This is a genomic window from Bacteroides sp. 1001136B_160425_E2 (genome assembly GCF_015559655.1).
In the GTDB taxonomy this organism is placed as follows: domain Bacteria; phylum Bacteroidota; class Bacteroidia; order Bacteroidales; family Bacteroidaceae; genus Bacteroides; species Bacteroides luhongzhouii.
Genome location: NZ_JADMQH010000003.1, coordinates 29404 through 45837, shown reverse-complemented (window position 1 = coordinate 45837; position 16434 = coordinate 29404). Strand labels below are relative to the sequence as shown.

At 39.7% G+C, this 16434-nt stretch carries 10 protein-coding genes and 3 pseudogenes; 11 read left to right on the top strand and 2 right to left on the bottom strand.

Translation table 11 applies throughout. The features are described from left to right. From I2I04_RS03705 to I2I04_RS03665, 9 genes are all read left to right on the top strand, one after another. Positions 1 to 510 (top strand): sigma-70 family RNA polymerase sigma factor, encoded by a 510-nt coding sequence (locus I2I04_RS03705; protein ID WP_143258801.1) that lies wholly within the window; start codon positions 1 to 3, stop codon positions 508 to 510. Positions 511 to 543: 33 nt separating this feature from the next. Further along, positions 544 to 1719 (top strand): FecR family protein, encoded by a 1176-nt coding sequence (locus I2I04_RS03700; protein WP_195654331.1) that lies wholly within the window; start codon positions 544 to 546, stop codon positions 1717 to 1719. 133 nt (positions 1720 to 1852) lie between these two features. Beyond that, a complete protein-coding gene (locus I2I04_RS03695) occupies positions 1853 to 5206 on the top strand; it encodes a SusC/RagA family TonB-linked outer membrane protein (protein ID WP_195654330.1) in 3354 nt (1117 codons plus the stop codon). 16 nt (positions 5207 to 5222) lie between these two features. Further along, positions 5223 to 6746, top strand: a complete 1524-nt coding sequence (locus I2I04_RS03690) for a RagB/SusD family nutrient uptake outer membrane protein (RefSeq protein ID WP_195654329.1) — start codon at positions 5223 to 5225, stop codon at positions 6744 to 6746. A 9-nt stretch (positions 6747 to 6755) separates the two neighbouring features. Next, on the top strand, positions 6756 to 7436 hold the full coding sequence (locus tag I2I04_RS03685; RefSeq protein ID WP_195654328.1) for a DUF4843 domain-containing protein: 681 nt from the start codon (positions 6756 to 6758) through the stop codon (positions 7434 to 7436). Between the two features lie 16 nt (positions 7437 to 7452). Further along, positions 7453 to 9120: a PKD-like family lipoprotein gene (locus I2I04_RS03680; protein WP_195654327.1), complete on the top strand. Its 1668-nt coding sequence runs from the start codon at positions 7453 to 7455 to the stop codon at positions 9118 to 9120. A gap of 15 nt (positions 9121 to 9135) precedes the next feature. Next, a complete protein-coding gene (locus I2I04_RS03675; protein WP_195654326.1) occupies positions 9136 to 11484 on the top strand; it encodes a zinc-dependent metalloprotease in 2349 nt (782 codons plus the stop codon). Between the two features lie 25 nt (positions 11485 to 11509). Next, a complete protein-coding gene (locus tag I2I04_RS03670; RefSeq protein ID WP_195654325.1) occupies positions 11510 to 13627 on the top strand; it encodes a DUF5117 domain-containing protein in 2118 nt (705 codons plus the stop codon). A 117-nt stretch (positions 13628 to 13744) separates the two neighbouring features. Next, positions 13745 to 14518: a radical SAM protein gene (locus I2I04_RS03665; protein WP_143258793.1), complete on the top strand. Its 774-nt coding sequence runs from the start codon at positions 13745 to 13747 to the stop codon at positions 14516 to 14518. A 144-nt stretch (positions 14519 to 14662) separates the two neighbouring features. On the opposite strand, the pseudogene I2I04_RS23620 reads toward I2I04_RS03665, so the two are convergent. Together I2I04_RS23620 and I2I04_RS23150 are read right to left on the bottom strand one after the other, a co-directional pair. Next, a pseudogene (locus I2I04_RS23620) lies at positions 14663 to 14809 on the bottom strand (helix-turn-helix domain-containing protein); the annotation flags it as partial. After that, positions 14752 to 15102: pseudogene (locus tag I2I04_RS23150) on the bottom strand (hypothetical protein); the annotation flags it as partial. The pseudogenes I2I04_RS23150 and I2I04_RS23620, both read right to left, overlap by 58 nt. A 2-nt stretch (positions 15103 to 15104) precedes the next feature. On the opposite strand from I2I04_RS23150, the pseudogene I2I04_RS03650 reads away from it, so the two are divergent. Together I2I04_RS03650 and I2I04_RS03645 are read left to right on the top strand one after the other, a co-directional pair. Further along, positions 15105 to 15245: pseudogene (locus tag I2I04_RS03650) on the top strand (TolC family protein); the annotation flags it as partial. A 170-nt stretch (positions 15246 to 15415) separates the two neighbouring features. After that, positions 15416 to 16348, top strand: a complete 933-nt coding sequence (locus tag I2I04_RS03645) for a hypothetical protein (RefSeq protein ID WP_223225865.1) — start codon at positions 15416 to 15418, stop codon at positions 16346 to 16348. The last annotated feature ends 86 nt before the right edge of the window (positions 16349 to 16434 follow it).

Sequence of the window (16434 nt, the reverse complement as noted above, 5' to 3'; positions counted from 1 at the left end):
ATGGATGACAGGGCTACTTTTGACAAAATGTTTAATGAATGGTATGCACAGTTTGTATATTTTGCATATTATTTTATAAATGACGCTGAGGTATGCAGAGATATCGTAAGTGATGCTTTTGAGTATTTGTGGCGTAATTATGAAAAGATAGAAGAAGCGACGGCTAAAACTTATCTTTATACAATCGTTCGCACACGTTGCATTGACTATCTTCGCAAGCAAAATATCCATGAAGAATATGTAGAGTTTACTTCGCAATTAACTGATAAAATGATAGAAACCGATTCACAACATTCTGATTCTCGTATTTTGCGTATTCGTAAAGCTATGGAAAAGTTGACTCCTTATAATTATCATATATTGGAAGCATGCTATATTCATAATAAAAAATATAAAGAAGTGGCCGAAGAATTGAATGTAAGTGTTGCGGCTATTCATAAGAATATAGTAAAGGCTTTGCGTATTCTTCGCGAAGAATTGGGTCAAGAGGGTAACCGGAATAGACTTTAAAACGTAAATATATATATATTGAATACATTATTTATGGATGAAAAGAATATAAATATAAGTAAGTCGGAAGAAGAACTTCTGAAAATTATGGAGAATCGTTCTCATATAACTGCTGGTCAATTGCATAATTTGAAAGAAGATGAGGAATGTTTGCAAACGTATGCTAATTTGACAGAGGTTGTGATAGAGATGCAGAAAGAGCAAAATGTGCTGGCAATTGATGTCCGGAAAGAACTGGCAGATTTTCGTAATAAACATTCTAAGAATGATCGAAGAAAATATAGACACATACTGTGGGCTAGTGTCACAGGTGTGGCGGCAACTGTTATTATAATTTTGGTTTTGCGTGCAATGATGATTTCGTCACAACCGGAAATCATTAAAGTGTTTCAAGCCAATCATGTTGCCCAAGAAGTTACTTTACAAGTGAATGGTGAGAAGGAAATAAAACCACTAAAAGAAGTAGTAGAATCTTATTCGTCTTCCTCTACTGCACAGTTGTCTTCTAAAGAAATAGATTATAGTCGTGCTCTTCTTCAGACAGAAACCAAGGAAGTAGGAAAGCAGAAAGTACAGATACATAGATTAAGTATTCCCAGGGGAGAGACATTTAAAGTTGTTTTATCCGAAGGGACTGAAGTCTTCTTGAATTCGGACAGTCGTCTGACTTATCCTACGGTTTTCAAAGGAAAAGAAAGAGTTGTCTCTTTGGAAGGGGAAGCCTATTTTAAAGTTGCTAAAGATGCAGAGCATCCTTTTATAGTGAAAAGTGAAAATCTACAGGTTCGTGTATTGGGAACGGAATTTAATGTGCGTAGCTACTCTCCTACTGATGTCCGTGTTACGCTCATTACAGGAAAAGTGGCTGTTAGCGATACTTGTGGAGTTCATACTGTTGAAATGATGCCGGGACAAAGTGCGCAACTTTTTTCTGACGGAACATTTGCTGTGAAAGAGGTGGATATTGAATCATTTTTATATTGGAAGGAAGGATTTTTCTATTTTGACGATGTTGCTCTGGTTGACATGATGAAAGAAATAGGACGTTGGTATAATATAGATATTGAGTTCCGTAATAGCAAAATCATGGATCTTCGTATGCATTTCTTTGCAAATCGTCATCAAGACATCTTTCACTTAATTGAATTATTGAATCGAATGGAGAGAATACATGCTTATTTTGAAACAGGAAAACTAATTATCGAATAAAAAGCAAGCAAAAAGATATAAATCTGAATAGAAATATATATTTCTGAAAAAAAAACTCTTTTAAGGGTAACCATTCTTTTTTAAACTTCGTATACAATTAAAAGAATGAAATATTATTTAACTATTCGGGCTTATGAAAAAGAATCAAGCACAAAAGTTCATTGTCTTGTTCTTGTTTTTCCTTTTTGCTTATTCATGGCGTGTTGAAGCACAGACAGGTAAGGAAAAGCAAATAACAATGGAGTTTAAAAATGAAGGGTTACCCTCTATTTTTAAACGTTTTGAAAAGGTATCGGGATATAAAGTTCTTTTTATCTACGATGAAATCAGTTCTTATACTTCTACCGGAAAAGTAGAAAAAGCTACAGTTGATGAAGCATTGAAAGTGATTATTGGAAAAAATCCGTTGAAATACCACATTGACGGACAGTTTATCAATATCACAAAAAAGGATTCTAAAAAGTTTTTTTCACGAGTAAAAGGAAAAGTTTTTTCCGAGGAAGACGGACTTCCGGTCATCGGTGCCACTATTATAGTGGAAGATCCTAATAATATCCGTACTATCACAGATAATAATGGTAATTTTCAGCTTTCTGATGTTCCGAAAGATAGTCGGGTCAGAATATCGTATGTAGGTTTGGAAACCCAGTTCTTGAATCCTTCATCTTATATGTCGGTAGTGATGAAGTCTGATACAAAAGCACTGGATGAAGTGGTGGTGACAGGTATGTTTAATAGAAAGAAAGAGGGATTCACCGGTTCTGCTGTTACTATCAAGGGTGAAGACCTAAAAAAGTATAGTACAAATAATGTAGCTAAAGCGATAGCTGCTGTCGCTCCCGGGCTTCGCATCATGGATAATATCAATATGGGGTCTAATCCGAATAATCTGCCTGATATGCGTATGCGCGGCGGTGCAAATATGGATATGGCTGCGCAGTCTGCGGTAGATTTTAATTCTACCAGTAACGATGTACTAGCAGTTCAGGGCGAATATGAGACTTATGCTAACCAGCCGTTGCTTATCATGGACGGCTTTGAAATCAGTATACAGACACTTGCCGATATGGATCCCGACCGTGTTGCTTCTATTGTTGTGTTGAAAGATGCGGCAGCAACAGCTATTTATGGCTCGCGTGCGGCAAATGGAGTAATTGTTATCGAGAGCAAGACTCCCAAACCGGGACGGATTTGGGTGACTTATGGTGGGGAGCTTCGTATTGAAGCTCCGGATATGACTGGATATAATTTGATGAATGCAAGAGAGAAGATAGACGCAGAGTTACAAAGCGGACTTTATACATACGGCGGCGAGACTGTTGAAAAATGGAAGCTCTATCAATCTAAGTTGCGTGAAGTATTGGCGGGAGTAAATACGTATTGGTTGGACAAACCTTTGCAGACGGCTTTCCAACAGCGGCATACAGTTACGCTGGAAGGTGGTGACGAAGCCTTGCGTTATCGGATGTATGTCGGATATAATAGTTCTCCGGGTGTGATGAAAGACAGTAAACGTGATGTATTGACCGGTTCACTTGATTTTCAGTATCGTCTGAAAAAGGTGTTGTTAAAGAATAGCATTACGTTGGATAATTCGGTGGCTAATGAGTCTCCGTGGGGAAGTTTTAGTGAATATACCCGCTTGAATCCTTATCTGCGTCCGTATGGAGAGAACGGAGAAATACAAAAACGGCTTGATAATTTTGAAGGAGTGGGTGGTGAGTCGAGCTATCTGAATCCGATGTATAATACGACATTCAACAGCAAAGATCAGAGCAAAAACTTTACGGTGCGTGAACTTTTCAAGGTGGAATATAATCCTACTAGTGAATTACGGTTTGAAGGAGCTTTTAATTTGTCCAAGAGCGTAGGGCATCGTGATATTTTTCGTCCTGCACAACATACGCTTTTTGATAATGTGACTGATCCTACCTTAAGAGGTGATTATCGCAGAAGCCAGAGTGAAGCTGTCAATTGGGGAATAGATTTGACAGGAAGCTGGAATAAGCAATTGGAAGACCACTACCTGACTGCTAATGTACGTATGAGTGTATTGGAGAATAATTCGGAGACTTATGGAAACTATGTGACTGGTTTCCCGAATGATAATATGGATAACTTGTTGTTTGGTAAGAAATATAATGAAAAAGTGACAGGAGATGAGAGGACAACACGTTCCATTGGTTGGGTGGCTGCCGGAGGCTATTCTTATAAATATAAGTATTCGTTCGACTTTAATATACGATTGGACGGTTCTTCTCAATTTGGAAAAAATAACCGTTGGGCTCCTTTCTGGTCAACCGGATTACGTTGGGATTTGAAAAAAGAGAACTTTATGAAAGATGTATCTTTTATTTCTGACTTCATTTTGAGGGGGACATACGGAACGACCGGTTCGCAAGGTTTTGATCCTTATCAGGCACATGGCTATTATACATATTCTAATTTATTGCTTCCTTATTACTCGTCGGATGCAACAGGTTCGGAAATCCTGGCCATGCATAATGAAAATTTAAAATGGCAGACTACAAAAAGTACTAACCTTGCTTTGGAACTCGGTTTCTTTGACCAGCGTCTTACCGCCCGTGTGGAGTATTACCGGAAAATAACAGATAATATGGTTACTTCGATAAGTCTTGCTCCTTCTCTTGGTTTCAGCAGTTATCCGGAAAACTTGGGAAAGATAGAGAATAAGGGTTGGGAAATTTCTCTCTCGGCTATTCCTTATAAGAATACTGCCAAACAAGCTTATTGGACCATTACAGTAAACGGTTCTCATAATACTGACAAACTATTGAAAATATCGGAAGCGATGAAATACAGGAATGATATGAATGCATCAAATCTGAAAGATACGCCGTTGCCACGTTATGAAGAAGGTGAATCTTTGTCACGCATTTGGGTAGTACGTTCATTAGGTATTGATCCGGCTTCCGGAGATGAAATATTATTAAAGCGTAACGGAGAAATGACAAGCGCCGTTAACTGGAGTGCAAATGATGTAGTGCCTATTGGTAATACAGAACCTAAATGGCAAGGATATATTAATTCTTCCTTTACATATAAAGGTTGGGGAGCAGATGTCAGTTTCAGGTATCAGTTTGGCGGTCAGGTATACAACCAGACTTTGCTTGACAAAGTGGAAAATGCTAATTTGAAATATAATGTAGACCGACGGGTGACTCAGTTGCGTTGGGCGAAACCGGGTGATAAGGCACAGTTCCGTGTTCTTAATCCTAACGGTTTAGATACAAAAGCCACTTCCCGGTTCATCATGGATGAGAATATATTCCAGGGAAGTTCGTTGTCTGTTTACTATCGGATGGATCGCACTAATACTAAATTTATAAGTCATTGGGGATTGAGTTCTGCTAAAGTAACGTTTAATATGGAAGATTTTTTCTATTGGTCTACAGTGAAACGCGAAAGAGGTTTGTACTATCCGTATTCTCGTCAGTTTACATTTGCTTTGAATGTTGCTTTCTAATTAAAAAACTATTTGTATGAAACAGATAATATATATACTATTGACAACAACAATGCTGGGACTAATGTCTTGCAGCGACTGGTTGGATGTATCTCCGAAGACTTCTATTCCTACTGACAAGCAATTTGAGTCGGAGTCCGGATTTAAAGATGCCCTTACAGGTATTTATTTGAAGTTGGGAACCAAGACATTGTATGCCGGAGATTTGACTTATGCATATTTGGATGAATTGGCAGGATTATATTCCGATTATCCGGAGTATAATACAAATGCTGTTTTTGACCAAAGTATCGTATTTGATTATGAGAATATGTTTTTGAGTAAGAAGAATGGCATTTATTCAACGATGTATAATATCATAGCCAATATTAATAACTTCTTGGAGTACATAGACAAAAATAAAGATGTTTTAGTTACCGAACACTATTATGAAACTATGAAGGGAGAGGCACTTGGGCTTCGTGCTTTTCTTCATTTTGATTTGTTGCGTATGTTCGGTCCTATTTATAAGGAACATCCTGCATCTAAAGCTATATCCTACCGTACTGCTTTTGATAAAGATGCCACGCCTGTTTTACCGGCCAATGAAGTGGTTGATGCTATTCTCAAAGATTTGAATGATGCTGAAAAATTATTGAAAGATAGTGATCCTCTTGATTTCTTTACCGATCAGACGGATGAAGATTTTATAGAGAAAAATCATTTTCTTGTTAATCGTGAATTTCGCATGAATCTATATGCGGTTAAAGCGATGTTAGCTCGTGTATATTGCTACAAGGGTGATGCTGAAAGCAAAGGATTGGCTACGGAATATGCTAAACAAGTAATTGCTGCCTCTAAGTATTTTACATTGTACAAGTCGCAGACTGCTTCCAATTACAATTCCATACGCTACGCAGAGCAAATATTTGGAATAACAGTCAATGAATTCTCCAATTTGCTTATTGGAAACTATATGGATATGGAGAATACCAATACTCAGCAACATTTCTATCTGGATGGAGATAAATTCAAATTTTTCTATGAAACAGCTGACGCAGGAAATACCGACTGGAGAAAAAATACGGAAATGTTTGAAGTTGTTAATGAAGCAAGCCGCACAAATGTTTTTTGCAGGAAATATAATCAGAAGCCCCTGAATGGCGGGTTTACTTATTCTGGTGCCGATGCTGTTCCTTTGATACGTTTGCCTGAAATGTATTACATTATAGCAGAATGTTCATCTTCTGTATCAGAAAGTGTTGATGCATTAAATACTGTGCGTTTTGCACGAGGTATCTCTTATAGTGATGAAATTCTGACTACCGGATATGATGATCTTGATAATACTTCGGAAGAAGACAAAAATCAGACAAGACGTATCAATGAGATAATGAAAGAATATAGAAAAGAATATTTCGCGGAAGGACAACTTTTTTATTTTCTGAAAGCACATAATTATAGCACTTATTACGGTTGTGGGATAGAAACAATGACTGAAGCTCATTATCAGATGACATTGCCGGATGATGAATATATTTTTGGAAACAACTCTAAATGATGAATCGGTATGAAACGTATTATATATTTTGTTTTAGCTATTCTTGTTTGCGGCATTTATGTGGGATGCAGCGAAAATGAGATAGACTTATATGACCAGACACCTCGTATCAATTTCTACGGTAGCCTACATATCCGTACTTTGGTCGATACGGATTATGTGAAGAAAGAACCTTATGCTGTAGACAGTTTTACGGTAAGAATACAAGGGGATCTATTGAAAGAGAATCGTGATTTCTGTGTAAAAGTTACCCCGAATAGTGATTATCAGAATTCAGTGGATGTTATACTGGAAAATAAGTATATATACACTGAACTTGATACAGTTTGCCAGATATTCTATTATAAAATAAACCGTCCGAAAGTAGAGGCAGGTAGAAACGTATATGGTTGTTTTTTGGAATTTGATTTGAATAACCCTCTTCATCAGTTTGATAAAGGTCTTGTAGAAAAGAATCAAATCGTTTTAAATGTCAGATGGGAGTTGAAACCGAGCGAATGGAGTGATTATGTGGGATTTGGCAGTTATAGCGATGCTAAATATATGTTTATTATGGATGTATGTCAACGTGTATGGGATGATTTGGAAGATGAAGATATTGATGTAATCAAGCAAGCTTATAAAGAATATAAGGAGGCGGGGAATCCACCGATTTTAGGTGAAGAAGGTGATGAAATAGAATATGAATAAGATTAAAAGAAACGTTATGAGGAAATATATCATCTGTATAGTAAGTTTTATCGGAGTGGCTTTGTTGCAAACAGGCTGTTACGATGACAAGGGAGATTACGATTATCATGATGTAAATACGATGGATATCGTAATACCTGAAACGAAGGTACGTATGCCTAAAGAGGAAGCAGTGGAAGTTTCAATTATACCAGAGATTTCTCAGACTTTGGAGCAAAATGAGGAAAACCTTGTGTTTCAATGGAAGAGAACGATCGAAGGAAAGAAAGCGGGATCGGACAGACTTAGTGATTATAAAGATTATTCTGTAGGCAAAGAATGTAAAGTAACAGTCGAGCCTTATGAATCGGAAAATATAGGTTTGATGTTGGTCATTACGGATAAAATGAATGGAACAACCTGGTATCAGATAGGTGAAGTTGCAATTATTCGTCCTTTAAATCCTTGCTGGTTTGTATTGCAGGAGAAAGAAGGAAAGGGAGTATTAGGAGCGATAGAGGGTACTTCGGAAGGATATTATGTTTATCCGGATGTCTTTAAATCGGAACTGAATCAGTCATTTCCGTTAGAAGGAAAACCTTTGGCGGTCAGTGCAAGAAAAAACTATGGGAATTCGTCTTTGAGTAATATGCTGAGTTTTTTTGGTTTTAAAGTAAGTCCGGCTTTAATGGTGGTAACCGATCAGAACTTGGCCTTGTTGACTCCAAGTACTTTAATAACGAGATATCCGTCGAATAAAATACTTTTTGAACCGACGGGAAAAGGGGAGCCGTTGAATATCGAGTTCTATAAGATGAGTACTCATGGTGAATTGTTTGTAAATAGTGGAAAAGCATATTGTGCTCCTATGGATGGATTTTGTGTACCATTTTCGGTAAAAAAGGAAAGTGAGTTTCCCACTATTTCCGCTTATGGTTCGTATGGAGGAGGCTTTTTGTTTTTTGATTCTGAAAATCATCGTTTTCTTAGTGCATCTATTCCGGGTTATTATGATTATATGATGAATCGGGCTACTCAAGAAATACGTAATTATGGTACTAAATGGAGTGACCAGAAGCCTATATCTACATATTCAATGTCAGATGAATCTAATTTGTTCGATCCGGAAGTAATTGATCCGTCTTTAGAAGTACATGATATTGTTACGGGTGGAAATTGGGGAAATTTTGCTTATGCGATTGCTTCTTCCCGGAACGGAAAAGAGCTGACTGTGTTTAAATTCAGTGCACAAGATGAAGATCCGATTTGTGCTGCCCAGTATACGATTGCTTTACCGTCCGAAGTAAATGTAGAAACTGCAAAATTTGCAGCTTCTTACGCGTATACGGCAAACCTTATATTTATGACATCGGGTAATAAGTTATATCGCATTGATCTTGATCGCGGAAGGGCAGTTGAACTTTATGCTTATGAAACTGATCCGTCAGCACAGATAGTTAGTTTAAAATTTAAAGATCCTGAGAGTGTGAGAGAGGAAGATGACGATGAGGAAACAGGCGAATATAAGGAGAAACTAGGTATGTCCCTCGGGTTGGGTATCAATACTGCTGATAAAGGTGTAGTTGTAGAATTGCAACTGACAGTAGCGGGTGATGTATCCCGTGAAGAAAACAGCATTTGTGTTTACGAAGATCCCGATCAACCTATTGGGAAGATTGTTGATATTAGCTATAATTACGAATAGTATAAATCAGTCTTTATGCTGAAAGGAATTATCAGTGCAATGTTTCTTGCTGTTGTCTGTACTTGTTTGTACGGGCAACAGCCAAGTATTGCTACTTTTCTAAAAGAAGGAGCACCTGTGGAAGTTATTCCCGGTATGTTTACTACCTATCGAAGTGATAAACATATCTATTGGGAAATCCCGGATTCATTGATTGGACGTGAGTTTGCCGTAACGACAACTATCCTGGCGGCTCCTGCCCGTCCGGATCGGGATATGGAAAAGAAATTCGGATATTCGGGTGACATGGTAGGTCCGGTCTTTTTTAGTTTCCGCAAACAGGGTGATGAGTTGTGGATGATGGACCCACAACATGAAAGAGTGATAGAGGACCCTGAAGGAATGTATGCGAAGATCGCCGCCCAATGTGGGAATGAAAGGCTTTATAAAATATTGCCGGTCAAAGCAAGGAATCAGAAAAGTAGCCTGATAGAGATTGGTGAAGTTTTAAAGGATTTCCCTCTGTTTACTCTTGATATTGTGTCTTTTGATTTATCGGTAGGTACACGCCTGAGGGAAAAGGACTGTATCAAGGAAATCAAGGGATATGACAACCGTTTGCTGATACATACATCACGAACGTATCAAAGCTCATCAATGGGAATGCCGGGTAAGCCTGTCTCACCTTCTTATATGGGAGACTGGGATACGGGTGTTTGTATAAGATTATTGTCCAAGAGACCGTTGGAAACAGTTACTGCGAATACCGGAGCTTATTTTTCGATCGGCAAAGATTGTTTTCAAGGAGACCAGCCTGCTATCTGGAAATCCGTAATCAAACGATGGCGGCTGGAAATAAGGCCGGAAGATGTAGAAAAATACATGAAGGGAGAATTGGTGGAACCCATACAACCTATTATTTTTTATATAGATCGCAACACACCTGAAAAGTACATCGGCTGTATTATTGAAGCAGTACGCGACTGGCGTCCGGCTTTTGAGAAAGCCGGGTTTAAGAATGCCATTGATGCGCGGTTGGCCCCTACTGCTGAAGAAGATCCTGATTTTAGTATTTATGATAGTAGTTATCCGTTTATTTCGTGGAAAATATCAGGGCAAAATAACGCCTATGGTCCCACTCCTTGTGAACCCCGGTCCGGTGAGATTATTGCTTGCCATGTCGGTATTTTCAGCAGTGTCCTGAATCTGGAGCAGAAATGGTATTTCGCCCAATGTGGAGCGAATGATCCGCAGGCATGGAATATAGAGTTGCCGGACTCTTTGCTATTCGAACAGATAAAACAAGTGCTGACACATGAAATCGGCCATACATTAGGGTTGGAACATAACTTTCTGGGTAGTTCTCATTACTCCATCGACCAATTACGCGATAATGACTTTTTAAGTCGATATAGTATAGGTAGCTCCATTATGGATTATGTCCGCTTTAATTATGCCTTGCGCCCTCAAGATAAAGTTGATTTGAAAAACAGACGGATACGTGTTGGCGAATATGATAAATGGGCTATTGAATGGGGCTACCGTATATTTCCGGGTAGAGATGCTTCTGAAAGAGAAAAGAACAGGAGTCTTTGGAATCAGGAAAAACAGAAAGATCCTTCATTGCATTTCTTGAGCAGAATAGATGTACGGGCCCAGGCGGAAGATTTGGGAAATGACCATGTTGCGGTTAATACACAGGGAATAGAGAATCTGAAATATTTGTGTGAGCATCCTGATGTATGGAATGTGACAGATAAAACCTCTTTGCATGTATTGCAGGGGCGTCATGAAGCGATATTGAGCCATTATAAGCAGTGGGTACAGCATGTACTGTCTCATTTGGGTGGAAAACGCCTTGCTGAAACGGATGATGAGAGTATTTACATACTTGAAAAAGCTGATTACAATAAGAAGGTTATGGGCTTTATACAGGCTTATATATTACAGCCGCCCATGTGGATGTTTGATAAAAAGTTGACCGCTAAATTAGAAATAGACAGTGGCCGGGAGTTCGACCGCTTTTATGAAGAGTTGATGTCGGAAATGATCCGTTCCTTGCGGGAAGTGGAGGAAACGGAGGATGCCGGTGAAGGCATGTTATCTGTAAATGAGTTTCTGGAAAACATACATAAAGGATTATTTGCAGAATGGGCTGACGATGCTCCTGTGAGTGATGCCAAGTATAAAGTGCAGCAGTTTTATGTGAGTAAACTTGCTAAATTGCTGGATAGGTCAGAAAAGATAACTTCGTCGAGATTATTGGTTTCCGTTAGGCAGGCTTTGAATAGAATAAAAGAAGAAAGTGTTGCTTATAGCCATAGGGTTACGGATCCGGTTGCTGGCAAACGGGCGATGTTCCTTGCGGATAATATTTTATTTTAATGATGAAAAGTAAATAAAAAGATTCATGAAAAGAAGAAAATATGTGATTGGTATATTGTTGTGTGTCACAGCTTTGCTTCAGGCACAGAATTCCGTCAAGCCATTTGATGAATTCTTTGTTGCCGGGATGAATAAAATCGACGGAGTGTTTCCTGTGTATGTGGCGGAAAAAGAAATCTATCTGGAAATACCTGAAAAATATATCGGGCGGGAAATTGAAGTCAGTGGGCAGATAGACCGGGGTTTTGATTTATTGAATCGTCCGGTTGACGGACTGGGAGTTGTGCGTATCGTATCTCCGGATAAAGGGGCAATTTGCTTTCAAAAGCCGTTTTATACAGAGCGTATCCTGGATGAAAAAAGCGCGTATCGGCAATCTTTCTCATTGTCGAACATACAACCTGCCGGTAAAAGTTATCCAGTGGTGGCCTATTCAAAAGAGCAGGGAGCCATTATCCGGATCACGGACTATCTGATGACTGCTGATGACTGGTTCAGCTATAATTATAGTTTCATCCGTTCTTTGGTTCCGGAGATGTCGGCAATCATGAAAGTACATCCTTTTGAGGAAGGTGTATCGTTTACAGTCAGGCGCTATCATGGAGCTGAGGCGGAAAGATATATGTTGTCCAGTTCTATCGTTGTGTTACCTGAAGGTAGTATGCCTTTGGAAGTCACTTGTGCAGTACGCTTACTTCCCTTGAAAAGAGATCAGATCCGTCTGGCGGATCGCAGACTGCCTTACCGGACATTGAGTTTCAAAGATTACTCTCAAGATCCTTATTGTATGGTGGAAGATTCGTTGATTCTTCGTTGGGATATGTCAAAGCCGCTTACTTTCTATGTGGACACTCTTTTCCCGAAGGAATATTTTCAGGCAGTAAGGAAAGGAGTGGAAGCTTGGAATATGGCATTCCGTAAAGCCGGTATTCATGATGCCTTGCGGGTGAAGTATGCAGACCGGAAGATAATCCCGGCAGAACAGCGTGCTTTTATATCTTATGATTTGAGAATGCCGGGGGTCAAGAGCGATTTTATCTGCCATCCTCGAACCGGAGAGATACTTTCGTGCCGTCTGAATATCGGACATGGGTTCTTAAAGGACAGGTTAGACGACTATCTGCTAAGTTGCGGTGCCTCGGACCCGCGTATTCTGGCCGACCGCTACTCTAAAGAAGTGGAAAAAGAATTGCTGCAAAATGAAATAACGGAAGAAATTGGGTCTCTTTTAGGTTTGCGCAGGGGGGAATCGAAGAGTTCGTGTGGAAAGACCTTAAAAGTGGGAGACGATGATTGTCAGGCCATTTATTTTGGGTATCATCCTTTCAAGGGGGACCAGAATTGCTATGTTGAACGGGAGAAGCTCCGCCAATGGATAGAGCATCATTTACCGGACCGCATTCGTTTGTTCCGATCGTCAGAGGGAGGGAATCCTGATACTGGATTCGGATTCTCAGAAGATTATGCAATAAAAATATCGGATTTACAGACGGTAGTAAGCCGGTTGGATAAGATTGTGTACAAGGGGAAGATATATGATAAAGGGAGCTCGCTTGTTGATATATACAGAAAAGCAATTCGTCTGTACGGGAGTTATCTGATGGAAATAGCAAAGGTGGTGGGTAGTTCTCAGCCGACGGATGCACAGCGCCAAGCTATGCTCGATTTGGACAACTCTTTATTTCATCCTGCTAAAAAGATGGAATGTGTCTATGTGAAAGAGAATTTGTTGGGAACGAGAAACAGTCTCTTGTATCCGGAACTGACGAAGTTGTTTAAGCAATTGTTGAGTGTAAAGACAATTTCAGCTCTTCGATTGCAAGCGTTGCAAAGTGATCAGAAGGGATATGACGATATTGATTTTTTCCGGGATCTTTATAAGGGGTTGTTCAATGATTTTAATCCGCAGTCTACTGTTAGTTATGAACAGATGGATATTCAGTTGATATGTTTGGAAGCGTGGCTGGATGTTATACAGGAAGATGCTGAACATAATAGTGTAACGAAACGTTTAAAGGACGAATTGTATAGTCTGCACGATAGATTGGAGAAACTTAGCCTGGTACATCCACAAAAGGAAGTGCGTGATCTGTATCATCTGCTTTTGGGAAGAATGAATCAATATTTCCGGGTCGTTCCTTGAGTGGCATCGAACAACAGCAATTTGTTTGGGATGATAAAAAATGGTCGTACAGATAGGATAACCTGTTAGTTTTGGGTTATCTTTGCAAAGATTTATGAAGTAAATGATAATAAAAAGATGACTATTATTTTTCCTTCACCCATCTTCGGCCCTATTCATTCCCGCCGTTTGGGTGTTTCATTGGGAATCAATTTATTGCCGGATGACGGTAAGGTTTGTTCATTCGACTGCATTTATTGTGAGTGTGGTTTCAATGCCGAACATCGTACGAAGAAACGTCTTCCTACCCGTGAAGAAGTCCGCACGGCTCTCGAAGAGAAATTAAAAGATATGCAGGCAAACGGTCCCGCTCCCGATGTATTGACATTTGCCGGAAACGGTGAACCGACTGCGCATCCCCGCTTCCCGGAAATCATAGAAGATACTCTTGCACTTCGCGACAAGTATTTCCCCAAAGCGAAAGTAAGCGTGTTGAGTAACTCTACATTTATCGATCGTCCTGCCGTATTCGAAGCATTGAACAAGATAGATAATAATATCCTGAAACTGGATACGGTGGATGAAGAATATATTCATCTGTTGGACCGTCCTAATGGAAAATATTCTGTTAAGAAAATCATCGAGAAAATGAAGGAGTTCAAAGGAAACTGCATTGTACAGACGATGTTCCTGAAAGGAGGTTATCAGGGAAAAGATATGGATAATACATCCGACAAGTATGTGCTCCCTTGGATAGAAGCAGTGAAAGAAATCGCTCCCCGTCAAGTGATGATTTATACGATCGACCGGGAGACTCCCGACCACGATTTGCAGAAAGCTACGCATGAAGAGTTAGACCGTATTGTGGCTTTATTGGAGCAAGAGGGTATTTCGGCAACAGCTTCTTATTAAACCAATAGGGATAATATAATTATAAGGAAGATGTGTATCTGTAAAATCCCTCTATTGGGCAATAGAAAATGTGGAATATGGAACAGGAAACAGAATTCCTCTTTGGCTGTTCGGTTTCTTATGTGAAAGACTAGCTTCCTTTCTTCACATAATCTCTTTCTTCACATAATCTTTCGGCAATATCCCAAACTGCTTCTGAAAGCAACGGGGAAAGTACGAAGGATTATCAAATCCTATAATGAAACAAACCTCATTGATCCGGTATTCTCTTTCACGTAGCAGTTGTCCGCTCCCGCAATCTCGAATCCTTCCAGTTCAGAGAAAGTAGGGAACAACCCCGCAGGTGCGTTATCGAATGTCACTATAGCTTTTTTGTCCGCATAGTCCACTTTGGTCATCATCGGAGCATAGAATTGATAGTTGGATATGTTCGATTCTCCCTGATACCAGAGGAAGCCCTTTGCCGTGAAGTTCTTGACAGGCCATAACATCGAGTTGTACAGACATTCCAGACGCTGGTGCACTCCTCTTTTAGGATTTTTGGCAGCTTCAATGTTCATACCTTCCACGGTTTTCAATGTCGGTGCATGGCAATACGACCTATCTGGAAGTGCTTACCTCCCGGCAGTCGTTGCTTAGTGCGCAACTCTCGCAGACGGCCAATCATTTTACTGAAATACAAAGTTTAATTAACCTATACCGTGCTTTAGGGGGAGGTCAGGAATAAACTGTATCATACTCTCTGTTTTTTAATTTAATGAAAAAAGGGCTGCCGGAGAAGGGATTCTGTGGCAGCCCGCTTTGTAATCCATCAATATACGGTGAATTGGCTTGCAGCCGATAAGCTTTTAAAAATCACCAGAAGTGCTTTCTTACGGGGCTGGAAAGATGCCTTTAATGAAGAACCGGGTCTGGTTTACATTCAGTATATCCAACTATCAAAAAAAAGTCCGACGGATGATGTCCGGTCTGGAGATAAATACTACCTTTGTCTCCTGTAAAAAAACAAGTATGTATCTGACAAGTATGAGCCGGGAGGAACTATATGCCGAAGCACATAAGGACCTCATTGCAATATCGACCAAAGCGAACATGTTTATAGATAAGGTTCGTAAGAAAGCAACGATGATGAGTCCATTTCCTGTGGCACCCCAACGTATGACTATCACCACCACCCGAAGAAATGTATGGACGATAGAGGGGAGATACAATTCGTATATGCATGCTTTGGGATTTCAAGCTTATGCTCCCGTTATCGGTGCTTCAAGCAATGGTTATATCCAAATAACAGGTTTCAAGTCTTCCAATATAGTAATGCATTACACGGCACACTTCATGCAACGATACAAGGAGCGCTACATTGACCATTATCAAATAGACCTCAAAGGGGAAAGTCTGTTCGATTACTTTGTGTATAATAATCCGGATGTCTTGTATACTCGCAGGGACAACGGCGGTTATTTCATTGTTTCCGCCCATGGCATCGCTGTAGCCGAGTTCAGTGACGAACGACGACTCATGACCCATGTCACTTTTCTGGGAGATGACGAACTGACGCTGAGGAAACAGCTCATCTATGATGAAGAAATCAAAATCTACAAGGGAGTACTTGAATTGAAACGGTTAAAATTAAGAAAAGAACAAGATGACATCATCACCATCTGGAATATCGCAAAGAAGCACCATGCGGGTTTTGAAATGGTGAAGCGTTGGTACAAATGGAATGGAGTGGAAATGCCCGAAGATTATCTTCACCAATGCATTGAGGTTATTGAGAAGTATCATGTGCAGTCGCTTGAAAAGTTTGCGGAACTTATGTCACAGATTTAATAGGAGTAGGAAAAACTGATTTTCCTATTTCCTGTTCCGGTAACTAGCCGGTGATGTTTCCATTTTTGATATACATGTATCTACAA